Source organism: Exiguobacterium sp. UBA1053 (assembly GCF_002316465.1).
Taxonomy (GTDB): domain Bacteria; phylum Bacillota; class Bacilli; order Exiguobacteriales; family Exiguobacteriaceae; genus Exiguobacterium_A; species Exiguobacterium_A abrahamii.
Genome location: NZ_DCDO01000003.1, coordinates 244,859 through 270,686 on the forward strand (window position 1 = coordinate 244,859; position 25,828 = coordinate 270,686).

Annotated in this window: 29 protein-coding genes; 3 read left to right on the plus strand and 26 right to left on the minus strand. The window is 48.4% G+C overall.

Annotated features, from left to right (window positions below; genetic code table 11):
* Window positions 1–3 precede the first annotated feature (3 nt).
* The 15 genes from pgsA to B3G15_RS02300 form a co-directional block, all read right to left on the minus strand.
* Window positions 4–582, minus strand: a complete 579-nt coding sequence (pgsA, locus tag B3G15_RS02230) for a CDP-diacylglycerol--glycerol-3-phosphate 3-phosphatidyltransferase (protein WP_023467700.1) — start codon at window positions 580–582, stop codon at window positions 4–6.
* Window positions 583–645: 63 nt separating this feature from the next.
* A complete protein-coding gene (locus B3G15_RS02235; protein ID WP_050678534.1) occupies window positions 646–1,545 on the minus strand; it encodes a helix-turn-helix domain-containing protein in 900 nt (299 codons plus the stop codon).
* A gap of 27 nt (window positions 1,546–1,572) precedes the next feature.
* Window positions 1,573–2,355, minus strand: a complete 783-nt coding sequence (locus tag B3G15_RS02240; protein ID WP_023467698.1) for a DUF3388 domain-containing protein — start codon at window positions 2,353–2,355, stop codon at window positions 1,573–1,575.
* 94 nt (window positions 2,356–2,449) lie between these two features.
* A complete protein-coding gene (ymfI, locus tag B3G15_RS02245) occupies window positions 2,450–3,154 on the minus strand; it encodes an elongation factor P 5-aminopentanone reductase (protein WP_215084644.1) in 705 nt (234 codons plus the stop codon).
* Entirely contained in the window at window positions 3,154–4,425 is a 1,272-nt protein-coding gene (gene yfmH, locus B3G15_RS02250) for an EF-P 5-aminopentanol modification-associated protein YfmH (RefSeq protein WP_290715176.1), read from the minus strand. Before yfmH ends, ymfI begins: the two co-directional genes overlap by 1 nt.
* Window positions 4,422–5,675: an EF-P 5-aminopentanol modification-associated protein YfmF gene (gene yfmF, locus B3G15_RS02255; RefSeq protein WP_290715178.1), complete on the minus strand. Its 1,254-nt coding sequence runs from the start codon at window positions 5,673–5,675 to the stop codon at window positions 4,422–4,424. The genes yfmH and yfmF overlap by 4 nt, the downstream gene beginning before the upstream one ends.
* A complete protein-coding gene (locus B3G15_RS02260; protein WP_029341191.1) occupies window positions 5,672–6,223 on the minus strand; it encodes a cob(I)yrinic acid a,c-diamide adenosyltransferase in 552 nt (183 codons plus the stop codon). Before B3G15_RS02260 ends, yfmF begins: the two co-directional genes overlap by 4 nt.
* A 33-nt stretch (window positions 6,224–6,256) precedes the next feature.
* On the minus strand, window positions 6,257–7,984 hold the full coding sequence (locus tag B3G15_RS02265; RefSeq protein WP_290715180.1) for an ATP-binding protein: 1,728 nt from the start codon (window positions 7,982–7,984) through the stop codon (window positions 6,257–6,259).
* Between the two features lie 2 nt (window positions 7,985–7,986).
* Window positions 7,987–8,703, minus strand: a complete 717-nt coding sequence (locus tag B3G15_RS02270; RefSeq protein WP_023467692.1) for a response regulator transcription factor — start codon at window positions 8,701–8,703, stop codon at window positions 7,987–7,989.
* Window positions 8,704–8,873: 170 nt separating this feature from the next.
* The gene (gene ccsB / locus B3G15_RS02275; RefSeq protein WP_023467691.1) at window positions 8,874–10,040 is read right to left on the minus strand and encodes a c-type cytochrome biogenesis protein CcsB; all 1,167 of its coding nucleotides are present in this window, start codon (window positions 10,038–10,040) and stop codon (window positions 8,874–8,876) included.
* Window positions 10,037–11,584: a cytochrome c biogenesis protein ResB gene (gene resB / locus B3G15_RS02280; RefSeq protein WP_081637418.1), complete on the minus strand. Its 1,548-nt coding sequence runs from the start codon at window positions 11,582–11,584 to the stop codon at window positions 10,037–10,039. Before resB ends, ccsB begins: the two co-directional genes overlap by 4 nt.
* Window positions 11,585–11,607: 23 nt before the next feature.
* Complete coding sequence (resA, locus tag B3G15_RS02285) at window positions 11,608–12,198, minus strand: thiol-disulfide oxidoreductase ResA (protein WP_023467689.1); 591 nt, start codon at window positions 12,196–12,198, stop codon at window positions 11,608–11,610.
* 126 nt (window positions 12,199–12,324) lie between these two features.
* Complete coding sequence (locus B3G15_RS02290; protein ID WP_023467688.1) at window positions 12,325–13,086, minus strand: pseudouridine synthase; 762 nt, start codon at window positions 13,084–13,086, stop codon at window positions 12,325–12,327.
* Window positions 13,086–13,658, minus strand: a complete 573-nt coding sequence (gene scpB / locus B3G15_RS02295; RefSeq protein WP_023467687.1) for an SMC-Scp complex subunit ScpB — start codon at window positions 13,656–13,658, stop codon at window positions 13,086–13,088. The genes B3G15_RS02290 and scpB overlap by 1 nt, the downstream gene beginning before the upstream one ends.
* Window positions 13,648–14,403, minus strand: coding sequence for a segregation/condensation protein A (locus B3G15_RS02300; protein WP_023467686.1), 756 nt, complete (start codon window positions 14,401–14,403; stop codon window positions 13,648–13,650). The genes scpB and B3G15_RS02300 overlap by 11 nt, the downstream gene beginning before the upstream one ends.
* 92 nt (window positions 14,404–14,495) lie before the next feature.
* On the opposite strand from B3G15_RS02300, the gene B3G15_RS02305 reads away from it, so the two are divergent.
* Window positions 14,496–14,960 (plus strand): DUF309 domain-containing protein, encoded by a 465-nt coding sequence (locus tag B3G15_RS02305; RefSeq protein WP_290715188.1) that lies wholly within the window; start codon window positions 14,496–14,498, stop codon window positions 14,958–14,960.
* A gap of 17 nt (window positions 14,961–14,977) precedes the next feature.
* Here the strand turns inward: B3G15_RS02305 and B3G15_RS02310 are convergent, their stop codons facing one another.
* From B3G15_RS02310 to B3G15_RS02360, 11 genes are all read right to left on the minus strand, one after another.
* Window positions 14,978–15,325 (minus strand): GNAT family N-acetyltransferase, encoded by a 348-nt coding sequence (locus B3G15_RS02310; protein ID WP_023467684.1) that lies wholly within the window; start codon window positions 15,323–15,325, stop codon window positions 14,978–14,980.
* A 151-nt stretch (window positions 15,326–15,476) separates the two neighbouring features.
* Window positions 15,477–16,004, minus strand: a complete 528-nt coding sequence (locus B3G15_RS02315; RefSeq protein WP_035398198.1) for a type 1 glutamine amidotransferase domain-containing protein — start codon at window positions 16,002–16,004, stop codon at window positions 15,477–15,479.
* Between the two features lie 97 nt (window positions 16,005–16,101).
* A complete protein-coding gene (locus tag B3G15_RS02320) occupies window positions 16,102–16,539 on the minus strand; it encodes a peptidylprolyl isomerase (protein WP_023467682.1) in 438 nt (145 codons plus the stop codon).
* Between the two features lie 103 nt (window positions 16,540–16,642).
* Entirely contained in the window at window positions 16,643–17,647 is a 1,005-nt protein-coding gene (locus B3G15_RS02325; protein ID WP_290715192.1) for a S66 family peptidase, read from the minus strand.
* Between the two features lie 82 nt (window positions 17,648–17,729).
* Entirely contained in the window at window positions 17,730–18,374 is a 645-nt protein-coding gene (locus B3G15_RS02330) for a hypothetical protein (protein ID WP_290715194.1), read from the minus strand.
* Between the two features lie 91 nt (window positions 18,375–18,465).
* Window positions 18,466–19,767, minus strand: coding sequence for a pyrimidine-nucleoside phosphorylase (locus tag B3G15_RS02335; protein ID WP_214747751.1), 1,302 nt, complete (start codon window positions 19,765–19,767; stop codon window positions 18,466–18,468).
* Window positions 19,768–19,814: 47 nt separating this feature from the next.
* Window positions 19,815–20,627, minus strand: a complete 813-nt coding sequence (locus B3G15_RS02340) for a purine-nucleoside phosphorylase (RefSeq protein WP_029341181.1) — start codon at window positions 20,625–20,627, stop codon at window positions 19,815–19,817.
* 18 nt (window positions 20,628–20,645) lie between these two features.
* Window positions 20,646–21,818 (minus strand): phosphopentomutase, encoded by a 1,173-nt coding sequence (deoB, locus tag B3G15_RS02345; protein ID WP_055967084.1) that lies wholly within the window; start codon window positions 21,816–21,818, stop codon window positions 20,646–20,648.
* A gap of 118 nt (window positions 21,819–21,936) precedes the next feature.
* A complete protein-coding gene (gene xerD, locus B3G15_RS02350) occupies window positions 21,937–22,821 on the minus strand; it encodes a site-specific tyrosine recombinase XerD (protein ID WP_029341179.1) in 885 nt (294 codons plus the stop codon).
* A 125-nt stretch (window positions 22,822–22,946) separates the two neighbouring features.
* Complete coding sequence (locus B3G15_RS02355; RefSeq protein ID WP_023467675.1) at window positions 22,947–23,429, minus strand: Fur family transcriptional regulator; 483 nt, start codon at window positions 23,427–23,429, stop codon at window positions 22,947–22,949.
* Between the two features lie 101 nt (window positions 23,430–23,530).
* The gene (locus B3G15_RS02360) at window positions 23,531–24,061 is read right to left on the minus strand and encodes an NUDIX domain-containing protein (RefSeq protein WP_023467674.1); all 531 of its coding nucleotides are present in this window, start codon (window positions 24,059–24,061) and stop codon (window positions 23,531–23,533) included.
* A gap of 168 nt (window positions 24,062–24,229) precedes the next feature.
* Between B3G15_RS02360 and B3G15_RS02365 the strand changes: the two genes are divergently transcribed.
* The gene (locus tag B3G15_RS02365) at window positions 24,230–25,084 is read left to right on the plus strand and encodes an aldo/keto reductase (RefSeq protein ID WP_023467673.1); all 855 of its coding nucleotides are present in this window, start codon (window positions 24,230–24,232) and stop codon (window positions 25,082–25,084) included.
* A gap of 67 nt (window positions 25,085–25,151) precedes the next feature.
* Window positions 25,152–25,811: a type 1 glutamine amidotransferase domain-containing protein gene (locus B3G15_RS02370; protein ID WP_023467672.1), complete on the plus strand. Its 660-nt coding sequence runs from the start codon at window positions 25,152–25,154 to the stop codon at window positions 25,809–25,811.
* The last annotated feature ends 17 nt before the right edge of the window (window positions 25,812–25,828 follow it).

Here is a 25,828-nt window from a genome sequence, read left to right on the forward strand (position 1 = left end):
ATCTTACATGGATTTCGTAATTAACTTAATGTTTTTCGAGAAATATTCGACGCCTGAGTAAATCGTCAAGATCAAAGCAAGCCACATCGTGATGTCTGCGAACGGAATGTTCCACATCGCAAAGATGATATCGTGCAACAAGTATGCCGTGATCGATGTCAGCTGGACCCATGTCTTGGCTTTGCCAGAGTTTCCGGCAGCAAGGACGATCCCTTCATCAGATGCGACGAGACGAAGACCCGTGACTGCGAACTCTCGACAGAGAATGATGACGACGATCCATGCTGCGACGAATCCAAGTTCCACCAAGTAGACGAGAGCAGCTGCAACTAACATCTTGTCGGCAAGTGGATCCATGAATTTTCCAAAGTTCGTCACTAATTTTTGTTTGCGAGCGATATAACCATCGAGCCAGTCCGTCAGTGAAGCAACAAGGAAGATGATAGCTGCAACGAAGTGTGAGACGGGAAGCTCGGCTCCCAGTACATCCCACTGTCCCCAGTTCGGATCAATCGCAAGTACGATGACGAACACGGGAATTAATAAAACGCGTAATACTGTCAATTGATTCGGTAAGTTCATGTAACGCCCTCCTCCTTCATTTCGTATGTAAATGACATGCCATCTAAAAGAAGGCACGCCGAATTACGGCGTGGCTACTTTCTTTAGATAGATGTTTTGGACGAGAAGCGAACGGTTCAGTTTCAGTTCTTGGTCATTGACGACGATTTTATCAATCCCTTTAATCGAACCGATCCGGATCCGGATCAAGTCCGTCTTCGCGTCCTTCACGACGATCGGATTCGGATCCGATGCGTTGATGTGGTCTGGCGCGAGTGCTTCTCCTTCAAGTGATGTATCACGTACACCAACGAATGGCGACGGAGAGGCATCTTTCTTGATTTGAATCGAGACACTCATCGTATCTTTCGTTGCGACTTCATACGTGACATCTTGACCAGATGTCGACTTCGCAGCAAGTGCCTCTTTTTTAGGTTCTTCTTTTGTTTCTTCCTGCTTCGCCGGTTCTTCCTTCGGCTCTTCTTCCGTCTTCGCAGGCGCATCCGTCTCTTTACTTGGTGCGTCCCCTTGATCGATCGTGACATCATTTTGCTTCGGTGCGGACGTCTTCGCCTCTTCGTTGCCGTCGAGGAACGTCTGCAGACCATAATACAAGGCAGCGCCGATCGCAAAGATTAGAACGATGATGATGATGTTCGGAATCCAGCGTTTTGCAACGCTCTTCTTCGGAGCACTTGATTTCGAATACGTCGCGCGTCGTGACAATTCGACGACCGGTTGTGCTTCCGGTTCCGGAAGATCACGTTTATAGGTCGTAAAGACTTCATCGACGTCAAGACCCAGTGCTTCCGCATATGTCTTGATGAAGGCCCGGGCGTAAAAAGCACCCGGCAATTGATCATAATTCCCTTCTTCGATCGCGACGATGTAACGCTTTTGAATCTTTGTCGTCGTTTGAATTTGTTCGAGAGAGACACCAAGTGCCTCCCGTTGTTCTTTTAAGTAGGTTCCGAGCTCGGTCATCGGTAACACACCTTCCATTTTTCATACTTATTCAAAGTTGAACCAATCATTTCCACCATGGGAACGAGGCAGTTCAGTCACAATGATTTCTTCAGTCGTGTTGCGTAATTCAATGATGTAATCAAAATCATCCCACGTATACTCGCTGGATTTGACGAACGCATCCGGATGTTCGACGATTTTCGTCGCCGGTAGACGCATGACTTCACGCAGGATTTGCCAGTGTCGCTCATCGAAATTACGTTGTGACACTAACGCATCGATGATGTAGACGTAATCACCCGTCCGCTCATCATCGAACAACGATGTTCGAACCGTCTGTTTAATCAACGTCGACGATAGGAACAGCCATTTCTTATTCGCACTGACACTCGCTGCGACGATCGATTCCGTCTTACCGACGCGTGGCATGCCGCGGACACCAATCAACAAGTGCCCATCCTGTTTACATAGCTCTGCCATGAAATCGACGAGAATCCCTAAGTCTTCCCGGACGAAACGGAACGTCTTTCGTTCATCACTGCTTTGATCGATATAGCGCCCGTGACGAATCGCGATTCGGTCACGTAGTTTTGGTTTTCGTAGTTTGATGACCTCTATGGTTGACATCGTCTTGAGAATAGCGGCGAGTCGTGGAATTTGATCCGGTTGTTTCGTTTGGAGCAACATACCGCGTCGTTGATGATCGACACCATTGATCGTCACGATCGAAATATGTAACATTCCCATCAACGAAGCAATGTCCCCGAGTATACCGGGACGGTTGACCTTTAATTCATATTCGAGATACCATTGCTCGAACTCACTCACGCGCCCATCCTCCTCTATCAATACGATTATCCATTCCTCATGTTAAATGATTTTTTGAAAAATGAAAAGCATTCCTGAACTGAAATTCCATCACCTACATCCACGCGCCATCTATTTTAAGGATGGCTCCGGACACATAACTTGATTCAGGTTGCACTAAGTAACGGATGGCAGAAGCCACTTCTTCTACTTTCCCGAATCGACCGGCTGGGATTTCAGCGATCGCTTGTTCCTTTTCATCTTCCGAGAAAATCGCGTTCATCGGCGTATCGATCCACCCCGGCGTGATCGCGTTGATGCGTCCGTGCATCGGTCCAAGTTCCTTGCTGTATGCCTTGACGAATCCGAGCTGTGCCGCCTTGCACGTCGAATAGACGACCTCACCCGCGACACCTTGTTCCCCTAATACACTACTGATGACGACGATCGCAAGCTTCGACGTGAACGGTTTCGTCCGTGTTACGGTTTGGCTGATACGCATCAACGCCTCGACATGGATTTTCCAAAGTTCGTGCATTGATGTTGCCGATTGATCGAGCAACAGACCGCTATAACTCGTTCCGGCACAATGGACGAAGGCATCAACGACAGGTAATGCCGCACAAAATGCCTGCAAGTCCTCCTCGTCTGCTAAGTTCGCAGTCAGGATGTGGTGCTCGCCTTGCCACTCCTCTATCATCCGTTCTAAAACCGCTTGCTGTCGATACGTCTGAAGCACCAATTCATGTCCGGCGGCAGCGAGTTGTTTTGCTGCCGCAAGACCAATGGCGCCACTCGCACCGGTGATGAGGATTCGCATCACGCGTACGGTTTGACGATTGAGATCGCCCGGTTTTCAATGGCGAACAACTCGTCGAAGCGGGCTTCAATCTCTTCTTTCGTAATCGAAGCAATCAACGTAGGAAGCGTGAACAGGTTCGTACCGGCAAGTGCGTGACGCGAGAACTGATTCGCGATGAATTCCGGTGAATTCAAGGCACGGAGGAACTTCCCTTGCATCATGTTCCGCTTGCGTGTGACTTCGTCTTCCGTAAAGTCAGGACGTGTTTGCAGGAGCGTCTCATACGCTTGGATGAACTTGTCTGGATCTTCCGTTTCCATCCCGAACGTCGCAAAGGCGAACTCTTCCTCACTCGAGTAATCAAAGCTGAACGTATCGTCAATCAGACCGTCTTCATACAGTTCCAAATACGTCGATGATGTCTGATCGAACAAGAGATGTAACAGCAGTTCACTCGTTAACTCACGGCGGACTTGTTCCTCACCGCGAAGCGATTCGTCCTTGTAACCGATCAATACCTTAGGTGTCTTAACGTCGAGCTCGAGTTCAAAGCGTGGACGATGTACGCCATGCGGCTCTTGACCGTAATCTCGTTCGATTGCCGGGCGATCCGTATAGTCCTTCTTCGCCTGGTTCGCCTTGATCAATGCCAGTGTCTCTTCCGGGTCGATGTTTCCGACGACGAACAACACCATGTTCGATGGATGATAGAACGTACGGTAGCACGTGTACAAATCATCGGCTGTGATTTGATTGATCGATTCCGGTGTTCCCGCGATATCGATCCGGACTGGATGCGATGCATACATCGATTCGATCAGACCGAAGAACAGACGCCATCCCGGATTATCTTGGTACATCTGGATTTCTTGCGTGATGATCCCCTTCTCTTTTTCAACACTCTCCGGCGTGAAGTAGGGATCTTGTACGAAATCGATCAACGTCTCGAGGTTTTGTTCGATCAGCGACGTCGCTGAGAACAAGTACGCTGTCCGCGAGAACGAGGTAAAGGCATTCGCAGAGGCACCGAGACGACCAAACTCTTGGAAGACGTCCCCTTTTTCGGATTCGAACATCTTATGCTCGAGGAAATGGGCGATGCCGTCCGGTACCGTGATCCATTCCTCCCCTTTTTTAAAGCGTTGATCAATCGAACCATAACGTGTCGTAAACGTCGCGTACGTCTTTTCGTACCCTTTTTTTTGCAACAAATAGACGGAGAGCCCGTTATCGAGTTGCTCGTGGTATACCGTTTCGTCTGTATCGTGATAGGTCAGTTGTTCCATCATGCTTCACCTCGCAATAGATATACGGCATCAAGATCGATTGCCGCTGATAATCGAACGACGTCTTCTCGTGTCGCCGTCTCAATGATATGAATCTCATCCTCCAGTGTCAGTCCACGCATCTTCGAACCATTCAACCAACCAATCAATTGACCTGGCTGATCAAGGATTTGACGACGCGCATTGATCAGCATCGCCTTCGTCTGTGTCAATTCTTCATCCGTGAACTGTCCTGCTTTCAAATCAACGAGTTGTTCCAAGATGATTTTCTCGGCACGTTCCGCTTCTTTCGTGTCGACCCCTGCATAAACATAGAGTGCACTGTTCAATGCCGCATACCGTGAAGCCGCATAATACGCGAGACTCTCTTTTTCACGGACATTCATGAACAGTTTTGAATGCGGGAAGCCACCGAACAGACCATTGACGATTTGCATCCGAATCGAGTCAGCAGATGTCGGATCGACCGCTACCCGGTAACCAAGATGCAATTTACCTTGCTTGATCGGTTGCGTTTCACTCGACCGTTTTACACCATTGACTGCTTTTTGGGCCGGAATGTAATGACTGATTTTTTCAGAATGCGATGGCAAGAATGATAGAGCGTCTTCCATTTCCTCCTTCGTTACATGTCCGACGACGAAGACATCAATCCGGTCGTCTTCAATCATCGAACGGTATGTATCACGCAAGGATGACGGGGTGATCTGTTCGAGTTCTTCGAGTGTTCCAAGCGATGGCAACGCGACGGCTTCACCTGGTGCCATTAATTCAAGAAGACGTTGCTGTGCATAGCGCATTTTATCATCATATAATGAACTGATCCGTAAGGCATGCAATCGTTTTTCTTGTTTGACGAACTGTTCACGGAAGCCACCTTCCGTCAAATCTGGATACAGCACCATTTGCTCGAGCAATTCGAGTGCTTCTTTTAACAACGACGGATGATGGACGAGTTCTCCCCGGACGACATCGAGTTGGAATGAGATGACATGCTCTTCTCCGAACTTCGACGCGTCTGCATAAAGTCCCGCATCATATAGTGTTTCAAGCGGTTCACGTAACGCTTTCATCGACGGATAAGCGGCTGTCGATTTTTCCATGATGTATGGTAGGATTGCACGGCTTGTCAGCGTCTTCGCTTCTAACGGTGCTGAAAATGTGACGAGAATCGTCGTCGTCTTGAATTTGTCGGTCGGAACGAGATGGTAGCTCGTTCCTTCCTTTTTCCATGTGCTAAATGACTGACTCATTGCTCTCCATCCTTTCGTTTGAATACATGCGCACTGCGGACATATTCAATATCTGCTTTTTGTTTGACGGCATTCTCGTAACGGGCTGCTGTAAAGAAGAAGTCACTGAGTCGGTTGATGAACGGTAACAAATGAGCCGCTTGAGGAACATCGATCATCGAACGTTCAACGCGACGACAGACCGTCCGTGCCACGTGTAATGTTGCAGCTGCTTCCGTTCCACCGGGCAAGATGAACTTATCGAGCGGCGGCGATAACTCCGTTAACGTGTCGATCCAACTTTCTAAATCAACCGTCGCTTCTTGACTCAAGCGTGACGGACGCGGTTCGACATACATTAAGTCACTGCCACAATCGAACAAGGCGTGCTGAATCACTGTCAGTTGTTCCCGCACCTCGATTGATGATGCTTTCGTCCGGGCAAGTCCGACGAAACTGTTCAATTCGTCGAGTTCTCCCATCAAGCTGATCAAACGATCATTTTTTTTGACTCTCCCACCAACGAGAGATGTTTCTCCTTCGTCACCAGACTTCGTGTAAATTTTCATTTTTCATTCACTCCTATAGCGAAAGGAAGCGACTCATAATGTTCGCTTCCCTTGTTTTTTCGGTAATCGGATCCGGAAGGTCGCTCCCTCTCCCAAGCGGCTGTCGACTTCGACTTCACCACCATGAGCTCGGACGACATTCGCCACGATCGCAAGACCGATTCCTGTACCCGTCTTGCCACGTGTCCGCGCTTTATCCGCTTTATAAAAACGGTCAAAGACGAACGGTAGATCTTCTTCTGGGATTCCATCACCCGAATCAATGACGGATAATGTAATGTTTTCCCTATCTTCATCAATCTTAATCTTGATTTCACCGTTCTCCGTATAACGCAGGGCGTTACCGAGGAGGTTCGTCAAGACTTGCTCCATCTGATCAGGGTCTGCTTCAAACGCGATGTTCGGACCAGAAACCGAGAAGGTAACCTGTTTATCGCGTCCCATCTGTTTGAACTTCTTGATCACCCGCTTTGCAAAAGGTATTGCTTCGACGAATTCAATCCGTAACTCCTGATATCCCGCCTCCATTCGCGCAAGATCAAGAAGATCGTTAACAAGTCTCGACAGTCTTTGGGACTCGTCATAGATGATTGATGCGAATTCTTTCGTCGCCTCGTCACTTTCGGTCATGCCGTCGACAATCGCTTCTGAGTACCCTTGCAACATGACGAGTGGCGTCCGTAATTCATGACTGACGTTCGCGACGAAATCAGCACGCATCTTCTCGAGCTGCTGCGCTTCCGTCATATCACGCAGGACGGCGACCGCTCCGATCTGTTCTTCTTGTTCGAGTAACGGACTGACGATGATGATGTAGAAGCGTCCCTCTCGTTCAAAGGAGACCGTCATCTCCGTCTCTTCACGCATGACCGTCTGGAATAACTCAATCAGTTCATCCGGTACGGGAGAACCTGCCAAAAAGGCTTCAGCTGGTGGATTCGTCGCGAGGAGCTCACCTGATTTCGAGAACGTCAGCACGCCATCTGCCATACAGCGTAGAATCGAGGAGAGTAAATGCCGCTCCTTGTCGAGATCCGTGACGTATTGATTGAGCTGACTACTCATTTCATTGAACGCAAGCGCTAAGTCACCGATCTCATCACGCGAACGTTGCGTCAGGCTCTGATCAAACTTTCCTTCACCGGCCTCAACGACAGCTTGACGAATCGTCCGCAGTGGTGCCGTGATTCGTGTCGAGAGGAAGAAGGCAAAGACGGTCGTCCCGATAATCGCTAACAGGACACAGAGCTGAATGATTTGACGTGCTCCCTCATTCGCCTGTTCGATGTTCGTCAATTGCTCGATCAAGTAGATCGTTCCGTTGCCACTGTCCGTAATGAGCGGTGCCCGATACGCGAGTGCTGCTTTTCCATCGAAGGTCTCATAGTTGCCGATCGCCGTCTCGCCTTCTTCACCATCAATTGCTTTCCAGTTCTGACGTTCGAGTTCCTTGATGATCCGGTTCGCCTTCGCTTGTGAGATATTCGCTTCGACGGAATCATCCTGCGTCTTTGCAATCAGTGTCGCGCCATAGATATCCGTGATTTCGACCGCAGTACTTGACCCTTCCTCGATGCCGGAGTGCGCCTGAAAGACGGTCTCGACTTGTTGACCGAGCTTTGCTAGGTGCCCCCGTTCCTGTTCGATATGGAACGAGTTGAAAAATTCAAGTAACAAGATCGTCAAGGCGATCAAGACGACCGAAACGAGTAACAGAATCGTTCCCCATAGTTTGATGACAACGCTTTGCAACCATTTCATCGTCAGGTCGGACTATTCTCGAACTTGTATCCGACACCCCAGACCGTCGTGATCATTTGAGCGGCGTTCGGAGACAAACGATTCAGCTTTTCACGAAGACGTTTGACGTGTGTATCGACCGTCCGTAGATCTCCGAAAAATTCATAGTTCCAGACTTCCTTGAGTAATTGTTCCCGCGAGAATACCTTGTCCGTTTGTTTTGCTAAGAAATACAGGAGTTCGTATTCTTTTGGTGTTAAATTGACTTCTTGTGATTCAACCGTCACGCGGTGCGCATCATTGTCGATCGTCAAGTGTGGGAAGACGATGACATCTTTTGTTTTCGCATCCGTGTGGAGGAATTTCGTCGCACTTGCCCGGCGAAGGATCGCTTTGACACGCAAGACGACTTCGCGTGGACTGAATGGTTTGACGATATAATCATCTGCCCCCATCTCAAACCCATGGACGCGGTTCGTCTCTTCGCCTTTTGCCGTCAACATGACGATCGGCGTCGCTTTCGTTTTCCGCAGTTCTTCACAGACTTGCATCCCGTCCATCTTCGGCATCATCAAGTCGAGGAGAATGACATCGTATTCTGTCTCAAGCGCCATTTCAAGCGCCGTCTCTCCATTGTCTGCTTCCTCGATCGTGAAATTTTCCCGCTCCAGATACATCTTCAACAGGCGACGAATCCGTTCTTCATCGTCGACGACTAAAATACGTGCTTCTTCTGACATGCTGTCTCCTCCTATGAACTAAACTCTACTCCTCTATCCTACTACTCTTTTAGTATACTATGAAACGAAAAGAATGGCTTGCTCTGGCTGATTTCTCCGAAAAGGCACACTTCGGTCAGACGCACACGAAAAAGCAGCGGACCGTTTCCGGATCCGCTGCTTGCTTTTTCTTATGCGTACGAGTGTAATCCTGCTACGACAAGGTTAACGAAGACGAGGTTGAACATGATGACGGCAAATCCGCCGACACATAACCACGCTGATTTTTTACCAATCCACCCACGCTGGATACGCATGTGGAGATAAAAGACATAGAAGAGCATCGTAATGAGTGCCCATACTTCTTTCGGGTCCCAGCCCCAGTAACGGCTCCATGCCATTTGCGCCCAGATCATCGCGAAGATCAGACCGCCCAGGATGAAGATCGGAAGACCAATCGCAACAGAACGATAGCTGATCTCATCTGCTGTCTCAAGATCAATCTTACGCGCAATCGGCTTCAAGCTCTCAGCAAGACGCTTGCGAAGAATGACGAAGCGAAGCAAGACGTATAAGACGACGCCACCAATGATCGACCATAAGACCGTATTGACTTTGTTCGCGTTCAAGAAGTTCGGTAATTCGATGACGGCACCTGAACCCGATAAGACTTTTCCGCCTTCAGGACCTGTCAAGACCGGCATCGCGTAGTCATGTGTCATCGTTGCACCGTTTTTCGCAACGTATTCGATCGTCGATGCAGAACCTGTTGCTTTGAACAACAGCCCAACTAAGATGTAACCGACAACACATGCGAGTGAGAACATGACGACTTCGAGCCACGTCCGTGTTTTCGATTCCTTACTGAAATCCGTCGCGTGAATCAGATACAGTAATCCCGTCGCGAAGCTGACGGCAAGAATCCCTTCGCCGAGCGCTGCCGTCGTGACGTGGATTTTGAGCCAAACACTTTGTAGTGCTGGGATCAACGGTTGGACTTCATCCGGGAACATCGACGCATAGGCGATGACGAGCAATGCAACTGGCATCGCAATCAAGCCAAGGACGTTGTTTTTGTAGATGGCATAAACGATCAAGAAACCAAGTACCATCATCATGCCGAAGAATGTCGTGTATTCATATAAGTTCGAAACTGGAACGTGCCCAGCTCCAGCCCAGCGCGTGAAGAAATATCCGAGCTGCGCGAGGAAACCGATGATCGCGAGCGTAAAGGCGATTTTACCAGAACGCGTCGGTCCTTTTTTACCACTCGTCGCTACAGCGAAGAATCCTGTACTGACGAGGTAGACGATGAATGATGTAAGGAGCAGGTTACTGCTCAACTGAAGCAAATTCATTTAGCTTCCCCCTCTTCCCGCAACTTTTGTCGATCCTCAAGTTCTGGTAGACCGACTTCCGTCAACGCGAGATTAGCTTCTTTTTGAAGCCCCAATGCATTTTTGTTCGTAAATCCAGCAATCTGGATCCGACCGTTCTTCTCTTTGAGCCAGAGACGACGGTGTGGCCAGTACATTCCGATCAATAGACCTGCCATGAAGATGATACCACCTGCAAACAGGAACGGTAGCGTCAGATCTTTTTTAATCCGGACACCCGAGATGTTCGAGAGTTCCGTACCCGCGAATGCCATTTTGTACTGGTTCTCATCTCCACCGACGTTCAATTTGATCCCAATCAAACTCCGTTCACCTTTCGGATGTTCCGGTGACTTGATACTAAAGACGAAGGCTGGATTGACTGGACGTCCCGAGTTCGTCGTTGGCTGACCATCTTTAACGACGAAGTCCGGAAGGAAGTCCTTCAGTTCGACTTCATATCCATCTTTTAAAGCATATGTTTCTTTCGGATCACGCAAGTCGACTTTGATCGTATCGACGACTTTGTCCGTCTTCTGGTTGACGATATTAAACGACATCGTCTTGAATTCCGGATCTGCCGCGTATTGTTCCTGGAAGACTTGATAATCATCGAATTCGAATGGGCGGTTGACTGCCGTCTCACCTGACTTGATTTCTTCAAGCTTCGGTTTGAAATCGGATGTTTCGCCGACTTTCTTGTACAGCGTCATCTTCGTATCATAGTTCTTCGGTACGTTTCCGCCTGCTGCTTCAAGTGACTTCTTGAACTTCTCATCGACCTTCTCAGGATCATAGAACTCGATGTTGAACGCTTCATTTTTCAAGTAGTACTGATTGTCCGTCGCCTCGATCGGCAACGTCTCTCCTTCGCGGAGCCAAAGCAATTCATCTTCGTGCATGCCTGGTACGACTCGAAGCATCGCACCACCGAAGAATAAGACGAGTCCGATATGATTGATGTATGGACCCCATCGACCGAAACGTTGCTTTTCAGCTAAGAGTGCTCCGTCTTGTCGACGGACTTTATAGCCTTTTTTCTCAAGCAACGGTGCGATCGCATCGATTTTTTTGACATCGCCAGTCGCTTCCGCGCCAAATCGCTGACCGTTCATGAAACGGTCCGACTGGATAACCGGTTGTTTCTTCAGTGCTCGGTAGAGCGGGAAGAATCGGTCGATCGACACGATGATGATCGAGAGTAATAAAAGCGTGATCAATCCGATATACCACCATGATTCAAATAGATTATGGAATCCTAACGTATAATAGATGTCACCTGCCGTGCCGTATTCCTTTTGATAAAACTCTTCCGGTGGTGTTGCCTGTGGAATATACATCTCTTGCGGGAAGATCGTTCCGACCCCACTCGCGATGATGATCAAGGCAATCAACCATAACCCGACCTTGACGGACGAGAAGAACGTCCATGCCCGGTCGATCCAAGATGGATTCTTACGTTTCGATCGAAGCTCCGCTTCTTCGTAACGCATGTCCAGTTGTTTGAAATCTTCTTGCTCCTGCATCCTTAAATCCCCCTTTGATGCCGTTACTCGTTCGCCTTCTTCACCATCTCTTCGAGCTTCGCTTGATCAATCTCACCTTCATATTTCTCGACGACTTCACCTTTTTTATTGATGATGAATGTCACAGGTAAGTTGTAGATCCCGTAAGCCTTCTCGACCGAACTGTTCGTATCCATGAGAATCGGATAGTCCGTTCCGCCAATATCCTTGATGAAGCTTGAGACACGAACTGGTGTTTCACCGACATTGACCGCTACGAAATTGACGCCTTGGTCTTGCATCATCTGATAGTTGTCATTGATCAATGGCATCTCTTTCTTACATGGTTCACAGAATGTTCCCCAGAAATTGAGTAAAAGTCCTTTTCCTTTGTACTCGTCCATCGAGTGCTGTTTCTCACCATATAGATCGACGAGTGCGAAACCAGGGGCATCATCGCCTGCCATGACACGACCGTTTTTATCACGTGTCGCTTGATCGACGAATTGCATGATGACGACTGCTCCGGCGAACAAGACAATCGTCATGATCATCAGACGCCAGAAGGAGCGTTTCTTCTTTTTTTGCTGGGCCGCTGCTAAGCGTTCTTCCGGATTTTGTTTCGTTTTTTTCATATTTTACCGCCTCCACCCATATTGTACTTGAAATCGCTTTACCGTTGACAAAATGTGAAATTCGTTAATCGTTTTGTCACAAAAAAAGAAAACTCAACCCGGAGGATGAGCTTCTCGCTTTACAAATTAACGTTTTTTTGTGTTCTTACGTCTTTTCGTAGGTGGAGCGGCTGGATCCGCTAGCTCACGCAATTGATTGACTTCTTTTTTTGAAAGTTCACGCCACTCGCCAGAAGTAAGACCTGCCAGTGTCAAGAAACCGAACTGTTCACGTTTTAACTTCAAGACTTCCGAACCGAGTGTCTCGACCATTTGACGGACTTGGCGGTTATGTCCCTCGTAGATGACCATTTCAAGAATCGCCGTGTTTTTCTTCTTATCAATATCGCGCATCTCGACACGTGCTTTCCCTGTCTTGAAACCATCCGGTAAGACGACACCTTTCTCAAGACCTTTGACGTGGAAGTATTCTGGTACGCCTTTGATTTTGACGATGTAACGCTTCGGCACCTTATATTTCGGGTGAAGCAAGAGGTTCGAGAATTCACCGTCATTCGTCATTAAAAGAAGACCACTCGTATTATAGTCGAGTCGACCGACTGGGAAGACACGGTGTCCAGGTGGTACGAGATCGACGACCGTCTTACGTCCTTTATCGTCTTCAACCGTCGAGACGACACCTGTTGGTTTATAGAGCATGTAGTAGACGTGCTCTTCCCGCTCGAGCTTCACGCCGTCTACTTCGACTTCCGCACGTGCTCCGACTTTCGTTCCAAGCTCCGTGATGACTTTTCCGTTGACCTTGACGCGACCTGCTGTGATCAATTCCTCTGCTTTACGCCGCGAAGCGACACCTGCTTGTGCGATGATTTTTTGTAACCGTTCCATTAATTCACTCTCTCCTCTAATGAAGGATCATTCCGGAAGAAGAGATCTCCATCCGATTCGAACGTTTCTTCGAACTCGAGTGGCGGTAACTCTTCAATACTATTCAGACCAAAATGGTCCAGGAAATGATCCGTCGTTTTATACAATTTTGCGCGACCGACACCTTTGGCACGTCCCGCCTCTTCAATCAAACCTTTTGCACTTAACGTATGGATGACACGCTCCGTCTTCACACCACGAACGACTTCGATGTCAGCACGTGTGACGGGTTGCTTGTATGCGATGATGACGAGTGTCTCCATCGCTGCTCGAGACAAGGAATCTTCTGCGAGCGAACCGGCATATGCCTGAATATATGGCGACATCTCTTTTCGTGTCACCATCTTAAAGACACCACCCGACTCCACGATTTGCAACACACGCTGCTCTGCTTCGAATGTCGTTTGAAGAGCCAGCAACTGTTCGCGTGCTGCCGCTTCACTGATCTCTAGCGCTTGACTGAGACCACGTGGATCGATCCCATCGTCTCCGACGACGAATAACAGGCTCTCAATGATTTGTTCATACGCCAATCTGACTCTCCTCCTTCACCATGCTCCGCAATAGGATATCATCGGTCATCTGTTCACAATCAATGACCCGTTGCTTCACGAGCTCTAGAACAGCGAGGAAGCTGACGACTAGTTCTTCGACTGTCGGTTGCTCCGCAAAAAAGCCGAAAAATGTCGTACGCTCCCGGGTCGCGACGTACCGGGCAACGGACTCCATCTGTTGTTCGAGTGACCGTTCTTCCCGTTTAACCGTCTTCGAGCGACGTACCTTCCAAGCTTCCCGTTGGCGCATTTTTTCATAGGCACGTAATAAATCACTCAGTGATAACGTACCATTATACTCTTGTGCATCCGTGTCGAGATAACGCATCAAATCCTCTGGTTGTTTCGAAAATAGCTCAAGGCGTGCCTCTTCCTTTTCTTTAAGGACGAGTGCTGCTTCCTTATACGCTTTATACTCGATCAACTGTTGAATCAGACCTTCTCGTGTCGGTTCTTCCTCGAAATCAGGAATCTCATCGTATTCCGTCTGTTCGATCGGCAAGAGTTGTTTGCTTTTCAGTTGCAACAGCGTCGCTGCCATGACAAGATATTCACTAGCAACATCTAGTTCAAGATGCTGCATCGCACGGATATAGGACACATATTGATCCGTCACCATGGAAACGGATATATCATAAATATCGATTTCTAATTTACCAACCAAGTGTAACAGCAAGTCCAGCGGGCCTTCAAACGCATCCATCTTTACACTGTATGATTCCATGATTCTCCCTGCCCATCAACGTTTTTTGCGCCTTAGTATACCATACAACTGGTGGGTTCGACTATGTTATATTCCAAGGAAGAGGTGATTCCATGAATCCGATTGAACGATTCGTATTTGAATTCAACATCCGGCACGATTACTTCGAGTGCCATGAAATCTTAGAGGAAGTCTGGCAAGAAGGACAACGCCAGGACGAGGCGCTTGTCGGTCTGATCCAACTGGCCGTCGCCCGCTATCATCACCGCCGCGGAAATGCGACTGGGGCACAGCGGACATATGTGAAAGCATTCGATAAAATCGAACGTCACCGGGCAACACTGATTGCGTCTGGGATCGACGTCTCATATTTGCTCGATCATCGCGACCATTTTACGGATAAGGTCTATCGACACATCCCGTTGCCTGTCTTTTCGGACGTCATCCGAGCCGTCGCACTTGAAGCGACAGCACCTGATCTCGACTATGTGACGCATAAACACCGTTTACGTGATCGTACGGATGTCGTCACGGCACGACAAGAAGCGCTACAAAACCGAAGAGACCGGTCCATCTGAGCCATGGACCGGTCTTTTTATTGATTTTTCCATTTGTCGACGAGGCGTTGCGTCTCTTCGGTCGCACCCGTAATATCCGTTCGAAGAAGCTTGGCTGCTTCATCGAGTAGGAGATACGACATCCGTTCTCCACGGAACGATGGTGATAATGCGATATGTTTCAATTCAGCATGGCCATCCATTAATTGAAACCCGATGACACCGACGAAATCCTCATCTTGTTTGTACAAATACAAGCGTTGGTCTTCTTCCTGTTCATAGGCTTGAACCGTTTCAAGCAAATACTTCGGATCCTTCACTTCGCACGAAAAGGCGATCAGCCCCATCGCGGTCCGTTCATTCAACTTCTTATATTTTACTAGCATGTGATTCTACACCTTCCTAATTTCAACAACTCTCAGGAGCATGAACGACTGAGACTCATTCATTCTACACCTTCTCACACAGAATTACTGCATTTTTTTCATAATCCATGAAAATGCAGGAGACTGTCACGTGACGTCCCCTGCATCTGAATCACGCTTGTTCTTCCATCACTTGGATGAAGGCACGCATGTAGTCCGGTAGATCGGGCGGACGACGACTCGAGACGATATGTCCGTCGACGACGACGGCTTCATCATGCCAAATTGCACCCGCATTCGTCATGTCATCCTTGATTCCTGGCGTACTCGTGACGTTGACACCTTTTAAGATGCCGGCAGAGATCAGCACCCAACCAGCGTGGCAGATTTGACCGATCGGTTGTTTGTTCTGGTCAAAATGACGCACCATGTTCAAAACAGAGTCAAAGCGGCGTAATAGATCGGGCGACCAACCACCTGGAACAAGAATCGCATCGTATTCTGCTGGATTGATCTCATCGAACGTCTTATTCGATTTGATTGGGACACCGTACTTCCCGATATATGTTTCATCCGCTTTCTCACCGACGATGTCGACGATTGCGCCTTCTTCACGTAAGCGATGGACTGGATACCATAATTCTAAATCCTCGAAGTCATTGCTGACGACTTGGATGATTCGTTTTCCTTCTAAACGCATGACAAACACTCCTTTTCGAGTTGAGTTCCCTTACTGATTGTACCCGGTTCTAAAAAAAGAAAAACTCCTCTTCGAACGTTCGAAGAGGAGAAAGAACTTACGCTTCGACGCGGATTTCTTTGATGCCAGCGCCTTGCTTCATTTTTTGTGCATGTTCGAGACCTGAAGTCACTTGTCCGAAGACCGTGTGTACGCCGTCGAGGTGCGGTTGTGGCTCGTGTACGATGAAGAATTGGCTTGATCCTGTGTTACGACCAGCGTGTGCCATCGAGAGTGAACCCGCCTTGTGTTTGTGTGGGTATGATGTTGACGTTTCACAAGGAATCGTTTTTCCTGAACCGCCTGTACCGTTTCCGATTGGGCATCCGCCTTGTGAGACGAAGCCTGGGATGACACGGTGGAAGTTCAATCCATCGTAGAAGTTCGAGTTTGCAAGGTTTTCGAAGTTTTCAGTCGTGATCGGTGCTTCATCGTTGAACAGTTCGAATTCGATTTTATTTCCATCTTCTAATAAGATATGACCAGTTTTTTGCATGTTTGACCAACCTTTCGTGCTTTTCAGCAAGAGATTCGTCACGATTCAAGATCGTGATTCCATGGTACAGTGTACCAAATTTCAAGGCGTCGTGCAGACCTTTTTACTCGACGGCTGCCTCTAACACATCGAGTGTCACCGAATCCGTTGCTTCGACACGAATTCGAATTCCATTCGCAAGTGTCGTGACAGGATCCGTATGCCCGAAGTCCGCATCGAGAATGATCGGGAAATCATAGCCCCGCGTCGCGCGCAGAATGATGTCTTTGAGCGGGAAGTCCGGGTCAAAATCGACTCTTCGCGGGAATCGTCCGACGACGAGTGCCGCAATCTTGTCATACGCACCCATGTGTCGCAATTGCGTGAAATACCGGTCAATCGTTTCCGGGGTCTCACTCTCGTCATCCTCAAGCATCAAGACGACACCGTCAAACGATGGCAAATAAGGTGTTCCGGCAAGCAGTAAAAGTGTTCCCGTGTTCCCCGTCAGAATCGGACCTTCTGCGACACCGGTCTTAACGATTGTGTACCCTGCGTTCACTTGATGTTCTCGTCTTCGGTCGTCTGCGACATCCCAGCGTAAAACCTCATCTGTCCACTCCTCAGACGCTTCGATCCGACCGATCGGCTCCGTCTGCATGAACGTACGTTTGAACGATTCTTCTGTATACGGATCAAGACCATCGAATTGACCGAACTGCGTCAGCAGTGCGGGTCCGACGAACGTCGTCAATCCTGTCTGCTGGTAGATCCCAGCAAACAGTGCCGTGATATCGCTGTAACCTACGAAGATCTTCGGATTGTTCCGGATCAATTCATAATCGAGTTCGTCGAGTAGCTGGTGTGAGTTAAACCCACCGATTGTCGAGATAATTGCCTTGATTGACGGATCTGCGAACGCCATATGTAAATCTTGCAGCCGTTCCCCGATCGTTCCTGCCGTATGACTATGAACAGCCGTTGCGTTCGGCATTAAGACGACCTCGAAGCCCATTTTTTCAAGTGTTGCGATACCGCGGGCGAGACGACGCGGTACGTATGCTGCGACAGCAGACGCCGGCGAGACGATGGCAATCTTATCCCCTTTTTGTAAGCGTGGTGGTTTCATGAGAGTTCCCCCTTTTCATTACAAGTATTTCCAGTATAACAAATCGAAAGGGGACCGCGTACTTTCATTTTTCCCCTCCATTTTACAGCTTCACGAAGAGCGAATCTCCGTTCTCAAGCAATTCTCCTTTTTCCGAGACATAATCGACCTTGACTGTCATATGTTGAAGAATCTTTTGTTCGCGCAACGACTTTGCCCACGCTGTGACCTGCGCTTTATCTTGTTCGTGTCGCTTGCGTGGAACGTCCACTAAGAGCGTCGGAGCGACTTCCTTCCGTAAATAAGCCTTTGAATCAAAACGCGCGTCACCTAGATGCTGTATTTTATCGTTGTCATAAAGTACGGTCACGCTCAATTGATTGTTCAGTTGTTCGAGAGTCGGCGACGGGATCCGTCGCTCTAACCGATCTTCCCAAAGTGACGCATGATACGAGTCAACGAACCTCCCCGACTCCTCTTGTTGATAGACGAAAAACTCAGTATTCGTTTTTTCGTCTATCGCGCGTGCGGCATATTCAAATGGAAAATTGCCCATGTTGTCGTAAAGACTACCGGTCACCTTCGCTTCCGGAAGATGCTGTTCTAAGTAAGTTTTTGCTTTCCGCTGTACTTCAGTCTCTTTCGTTCCATCCGAGTTCATGTCCTGTGTAAAAGCGAAAGTCATCAATAAGGCACTACCTCCGATGACTCCAATTAGACTGGCAATCCCGATTATCCAACGTTTCATATACTCCCCTCCCATATTTTTACACTTACAATTTTACCATAAAAAAAGTAGCGGACGAAGTCCACTACTTAAGTATTGCTGATTGGATTGCTTACTGGATAACAGCGTGAACGAGCGGGCGTTCTGCCGGTTTCGTTTCACTGATATGGTACGCGTGATCCATTTTTTCGATTGCTTGATCGAGTGTTTCTTTGTTTGAACGAAGTGTTGCGATGACATCGCCGACTTCGACACGGTCGCCGACTTTCTTGTGCAACGTGACGCTTGCTGCGTGATCGATCTCATCTGTTTTCGTCGCGCGTCCTGCACCGAGGATCATTGCTGCAACACCGACTTCGTCAGCGATGATTTCAGAGACATAACCTGCTTTTGAAGCGACGAATGTTTTTTCGTATTTCGTTTCAAGTGCTTTTGTCATGTCGTCAACGAGAGACGCGTCGCCACCTTGAGCTGCGATGAACTTTTTAAAGACGTCAAGTGCTGCTCCGTTACCGAGACGTGTTTCGAGATCCGCATATGCTTCGTCAAACGTCGGGTAGAAATCACCGAGGACTGCCATGTGTGATGCAATCGTCAAGGCGATGACTTTCAAGTCACGAACATCTTTCCCTTGAAGGACTTCGATCGCTTCCTTGACTTCGTTTGCGTTTCCGATTTCAAAGCCGAGCGGCTGATCCATGTCTGTAATGACAGCAACCGTCTTACGGTTGACACTCTTACCGATTGAAACCATCTCTGTCGCGAGTGCTTTTGCATCTTCAAACGATTTCATGAAGGCACCAGAACCTGTCTTGACGTCGAGTACGATGCTGTCTGCTCCTGCTGCGATCTTTTTCGACATGATCGAACTTGCGATCAATGGGATCGAGTTGACCGTCGCCGTGACGTCACGAAGGGCGTAGAGTTTTTTGTCTGCAGGCGTCAGGTTACCCGTTTGACCGATGATTGCCATCTTAATGTCGTTGACTTGTGAGACGAACGCTTCTTCAGAAAGCTCGACGTCAAAACCAGGGAACGCTTCGAGTTTGTCGATGGTTCCACCTGTATGACCGAGTCCACGACCGCTCATCTTCGCAACCGGAATACCGATTGACGCAACGAGTGGTGCGACGATCAGACTGATCTTGTCACCAACACCGCCTGTCGAGTGTTTATCGACTTTTTTCCCGTGGATACGTGAAAGGTCGATCACGTCGCCCGAGTTGACCATCGCCATCGTCAAATCAGCGATTTCACGATCTGACATTCCTTGATAGAAAATCGCCATCGACATCGCTGACATTTGGTAATCTGGAATCTCACCGTTCGTGAATCCTTCTACCATTGCTTGAATATCAGCTGTTGCGAGTTCGCCACCGTCTCGTTTTGTTGCAATCAAATCTACCATACGCATAATCTAGTTCCTCCTCAGGAGTGTTTTGTGAGTTTTATAAACAGTCGTTACATTTTTTTGATCGAACCGCGAACGAGTGATAGGAAGTGTGCCCGGACACGTTCTGTCGTTTCGATGACTTCATCATGATGTAACGGTTGGTCGAGAATACCTGCTGCCATGTTCGAGACACATGAGATCCCAAGGACTCGCATATCGGAATGACGGGCAACGATGACTTCAGGGACCGTCGACATACCGACGACGTCGCCACCGAGCATCCGTGCCATCTTGACTTCTGCTGGCGTCTCATACGTTGGACCAGTGTTTCCGAAGTAGACACCTTGACGGACACGAATTCCGAGTTCATCTGCTGTTTCTTGTGCGAGACGAAGTAATTCCGCATCATACGGCTTCGACATATCCGGGAAACGTGGTCCCATCTCATCGACGTTCTTCCCGATCAATGGGTTCGTACCGAAGAAGTTGATGTGATCTGTGATCAACATCAAATCACCTGGTTCGAACGCTTCGTTACAAGCACCCGCTGCGTTCGTGACGATCAATGTCTCGACACCGATCGCTTTCATGACACGGACTGGGAACGTGACCATGTCCATCGAATATCCTTCGTAGAAGTGGAATCGTCCTTGCATCGCAACGACTTGTTTCCCTTCAAGAGTACCGAAGACGAGTTGTCCCGCGTGTCCTTCGACCGTTGATACTGGGAAGTTCGGGATTTCATGATATGGAATCGCGATCGGATTTTCGATCTCATCCGCGAGGACACCCAGTCCTGAACCGAGAATCAATCCGATCTCCGGTTTTGCCTGCATCTTGCTTTCTAAAAACGAACGTGTTTCATTCCAGTTGACTGTCATCTGAATCGCTCCCTCGAATTATAGTTCTGTTAAAAAGCTTGTTCCATGTGCCGGCATCTTGACGGCGAAGTTTTCTGCGACCGTCGCTCCAAGATCAGCGAACGTTTCACGGATACCGAGCGGTTTTGCAACACCATTTTTATGGTAGGCAAGCAATGGTACGTATTCCCGTGTATGGTCAGTCCCAGCATGAACCGGATCGTTTCCGTGGTCAGCCGTGATGATCAAGAGATCGTCTTCGTTTAAGCGAGCAAACACTTCCGGAAGACGCGCATCGAACTCTTCGAGTGCTTGTCCGTAGCCTTGCGGATCACGACGATGTCCGAACAACGCATCGAAATCGACAAGGTTTAAGAAGCAAAGTCCGTTGAAATCACGATCGAGTTGTTTCACGAGCTGATCCATGCCGTCCATGTTCGACTTCGTCCGGATTGCATCCGTTACGCCTTCTCCATCGTAGATATCAGCAATCTTACCGAGCGAAATGACATCGAGTCCTGCCGTCTCGAGTTCGTTCATGACCGTCCGATCGAATGGTTTAAGTGCATAGTCGTGACGGTTCGCTGTCCGGACCCACGCTCCTGCTTCACCAAGGAATGGACGTGCGATGATACGACCGAGCATGTACGGGTCATCCCGTGTGATATCACGTGCGTATTCACAAATCCGGTACAATTCTTCTAATGGCACGACTTCTTCGTGTGCTGCGATTTGAAGGACAGAGTCTGCCGACGTATAGACGATCAAGGCGCCTGTCTCGACATGTTCTTGTCCGAGTTCGTCGAGAATTTCCGTACCAGAAGCCGGTTTGTTCCCAATGATCTTCCGACCTGAGAACTCTTCTAGGCGATGAATCAAATCATCCGGGAATTTTTCGAAGACACGGAATGGTGTATCGATCCGGAGTCCCATGATCTCCCAATGCCCTGTCATCGTATCTTTCCCTGCAGATACTTCTTGCATTTTTCCATATGCTGCAAGCGGTGCTTCTTCAGCTGAGATACCTTCGATCGGTTCGATATGCGAGAGACCGAGTTTTGCCATGTTCGGCATGTTGAGTCCGTTGCGTTCACGCGCGATGTGACCGAGCGTATGCGAACCAAGATCTCCGAACTGTTCAGCGTCCGGTGCTTCTCCGATTCCTACGGAGTCCATGACGATCAAAAATACACGTTTAAATGATTGAGCCATTTGCTGTTCCTCCTATATACGAGCTGTAGTTGTGCGATTCCCGTTACGATTTTTCCCGGAAAGGGACTAGACAAAACGCATCATTTGTCTGAAGTCAGACCTTTAAAAGATAGAACCATCATGCCCGTGGATGATGTTTCTTATACACGTCATGAAGTCGTGCTTTGTTAACGTGTGTATACATTTGTGTCGTCGACAAATCAGCGTGTCCTAGCATCTCTTGTACGACGCGTAAATCAGCACCATTTTCAAGTAGATGGGTCGCGAACGAATGGCGCAGGACGTGCGGTGTGATCTCTTTTTCAATACCCGCTTCCTTTGCCCGTCGCTTGATCATCTTCCAAAACCCTTGCCGTGACAAACGATCACCGCGACTGTTCAAGAAGACATCGTCCGTCTGTTGACCACCGAGACTATTGCGCGCGAGGTCAAGATATGTCCTGACACTTTCAATCGATGTCGTACTCATCGGGATGATCCGGGATTTGTTCCCTTTCCCAAGACACGACAGATACCCGAGTTCGAGTTGCAAATCGTTCAACTTCAGTTGGAGCAGTTCGCTGACGCGCATGCCTGTTCCATAGAGAAGCTCAAGCATTGCTGCATCTCGTCGTGTAAGCGGATCGACACCGACGACCGAATCAAGCAAGCGTTCGACGTCCGTTTGACTCCAGACGACGGGCAACTTCTTCTCCGGTTTCGGTAAATCAAGATGACGAGACGGATCATGTGTCGCAAGTCTCTCTTCGACCAGATATTGATGGAACGAACGGATCGAGCTCGTCGCCCGGCGAACCGTCGATCGTGACTTTCGTGCTTCAAGCAATCGTTCAATATGGTCGACGATATGATGTCGGTGAACCTGTTCGAACGAGGAAACTTCCGCTGTTTCAAGCGTCTGTAAGTATTGATTTAAATCATTTCGATACGCAGCTGCCGTATTCGCGGACATTTGCCGTTCAATCACTAAATAATTGATAAATGCTTCCAGTTGTTCACGCACTGAACTCATCCTCTTCGTTTACGAAATCGCTTACTTTCCCATCATATCAAAGGTGTAAACCGTTGTGAAGAGGTCTGACCTATAAAAATTGAAAAAGAAAAACCATCCGAAATTTCGTCGGACGGTCAGACTGTTTGTGTTTGCGATTGTTCCAACGCTTCCCGAGCATGGCGCTCTTGGCAGACACGGCAGACGCCATGGAATGTCAGGCGGTGATCCTTGATTTTAAAGTGGAATCGGGACACGATTTCTTTCTCTACTTCTTCAAGCATATCGTCTAAAATCTCTTCGACGGATCCGCATTCGATACAGACGAGATGGTGATGCGAATGACTCGCACCTTCTTGTCGTAAATCAAACCGGGATACGCCATCTCCGAAGTTGACCTTATCGACGACTTCAAGCTCCGTCAATAATTCGAGCGTCCGGTAAACCGTCGCAAGTCCGATGTCGGAGTTCTTTTCTTTTACAAGGAGAAAGACATTTTCGGCACTGAGGTGATCCGACTCATGTTCGAGCAGGACACGCACAGTCGCTTCACGTTGGGGAGTCAGCTTATATCCTTTACCGCTTAGCTGTTTTTTGATGCGTTCTACACGACTTTCCATCATAACGCCCCCTTTGTTCGAACTGATGCTATTATCATAGCTGATAATCAGTCTTTTTTCAAATTAAAATGATTATCAACTGAAAATCATTTAAATGAGAATCATTTTAAAGTACGAATTTGCCAATGCTGGATCGCCATGATCGTTTTCGCGTCAACGATCGTTCCGTTTGCAACGAGTTCGAGTGCTTCTTCGAGCTTCAATGTCTTATTTTCAAGGAACTCATCCTCATCGAGTTGACGATCACCGGCAGTCAGACCAATCGCTTCATAGATATGTACACGCTCACTGCAGAAACCAGGCGCACCGTAAAAATCAAAGACATGTCGTAACTCTTTCGCGACGTATCCTGTTTCTTCCTTTAATTCGCGTCCGGCACAATCAAGTGGATCTTCGCCTTTCTCGAGTTTTCCTGCTGGAATCTCGATCGATAGACTCTCGAACGCCTTCCGGTACTGTTCCACGACGATCAAATCACCTTGTTCATCAAAAGCAATGATCGCGACGGCACCATTATGATAGACCAATTCACGGACCGAGGTATTGCCGTTCGGTAACGTGACGACATGTTTCTCGACATCAAAGACTTTTCCTTCATAGATCACTTCACGTTCAATCGTTTTTTCTTCCATCGGATGTGTTCCCCTCTTCTATCTTAGTTTACGTTCTCTGTCATGATTAGTATGCCGTTTCCGACGTATTGCCGCAAGACTTCGAAATCGTCTTTTTCATCAGATATGATACACTAGAATGCAGAAGTTCCAAACTTATAGTTCATCTAAGAAAAGAGGGAATTGAACATGTCATTAGGATTAGGTACGATGACGATCTTAAAGCGCGGCCAGGAGGAAGCAACAGCAATCCTGCGGACGGCACTTGATGCTGGAATCACGCACTTCGATACAGCGGACGTCTATGCGAACGGAGCGGTCGAATCCATCATCGGTCAAACCTTCTCACAAGAGGATCGCAGTCGATTGTTCCTCGCCTCAAAAGGTGGGAATCGGATGAACGCGACCGGAACCGGTTGGACATGGGATCCGAGTTATGACTATCTGAAGCAAGCTTGTCTTGAAAGTTTGAATCGTCTTGAAACACCTTATCTCGACCTGTATTACGTCCACGGCGGCACGATCGATGATGACATCGATGCGTCGATCCGGGCAATGGAAGATTTAAAAGCAGAGGGGAAGATCAAGGAATATGGTCTGTCGTCACTGCGCCCGAATGTCATCGAATATTGGCTCGAGCATAGTAATTTCTCTTACTTGATGACGCCTTATTCGTTGCTCGATCGCCGCATCGAAGAGTTGTTGCCACGCTTAAAAGAGAAAAACATCCAAGTCGTTGCCCGTGGTCCACTGGCAAAAGGACTCTTGACACATGAGAGTGCTTCACGACTGCAGTCGGTTGATCGGTTCGAACAATTCGATAAGGAAACGCTTGAGGCGAGTCTACAAAAACTTCAAGATTTCCCGCTTCCTGCGCTTGCGTTGCAAGCCATCGATCAACAGGTCGACATCGTCCTTCCTGGTGCGTCGAGCGTGTCACAGCTTCAGGCAAACGTCCAAGCGATGAAAGAGTCGATCTCACAAGCTCAAATCGACCAGGCACTTGCTACACTACCGGTTCATCACTATACGGAACACCGGTGAGGTTTAACTCTTCATATCTCCGGGAAACTCCTTCTTTGTAACGTTCATACAGAGGAGGAGTTTTATTATGGCTCGTATTTTAATCGTATCAACAAGTGCAGATGACATGAATGGTCACAAAACAGGATTATGGTTCGAAGAGTTCGCAGCACCATACAACCTGTTTAAGGATGCAGGACATGATGTGACGGTCACTTCGATCAAAGGTGGCGACGTCCCGATCGATAAAGCATCGATCGTCAAAGAAATCTTGCCGAAATTCCAAGATGCACGCCGTGCGTTGCACGACACGAAAGCACTCTCGGAAGTTGATCCAGCATCATTTGATGCCGTTTACTTCCCAGGTGGTCACGGTGCAGTCGTCGACTTCCCGAATAACCCACAAGTGGCTGGTGCCATTGAAGCTGTCATCAAAAAAGATGGCGTCGTCGCATCGGTCTGTCACGGTCCAGCGGCCTTCGCGCACGTCATGATCGATGGCAAACCTTTCGTTTCAGGTCGTCAAATCAACGGCTTCACAGACGAAGAAGAAAAATCGACAGGTCTCGAAGATAAAGTACCATTCTTGCTTGAGACGACACTCCGTGGCGAAGGCGCTACTTTCCTGACATCGGATGCCGGTAAGGAATTCGCCGTCATCGATGGCAACGTCGTCACAGGACAAAACCCGGCTTCAAGTGAAGCGGTCGCGAAACTTGTCCTTGCGAAACTTGCGACACAAGCTTAATACGATACCTTTATACA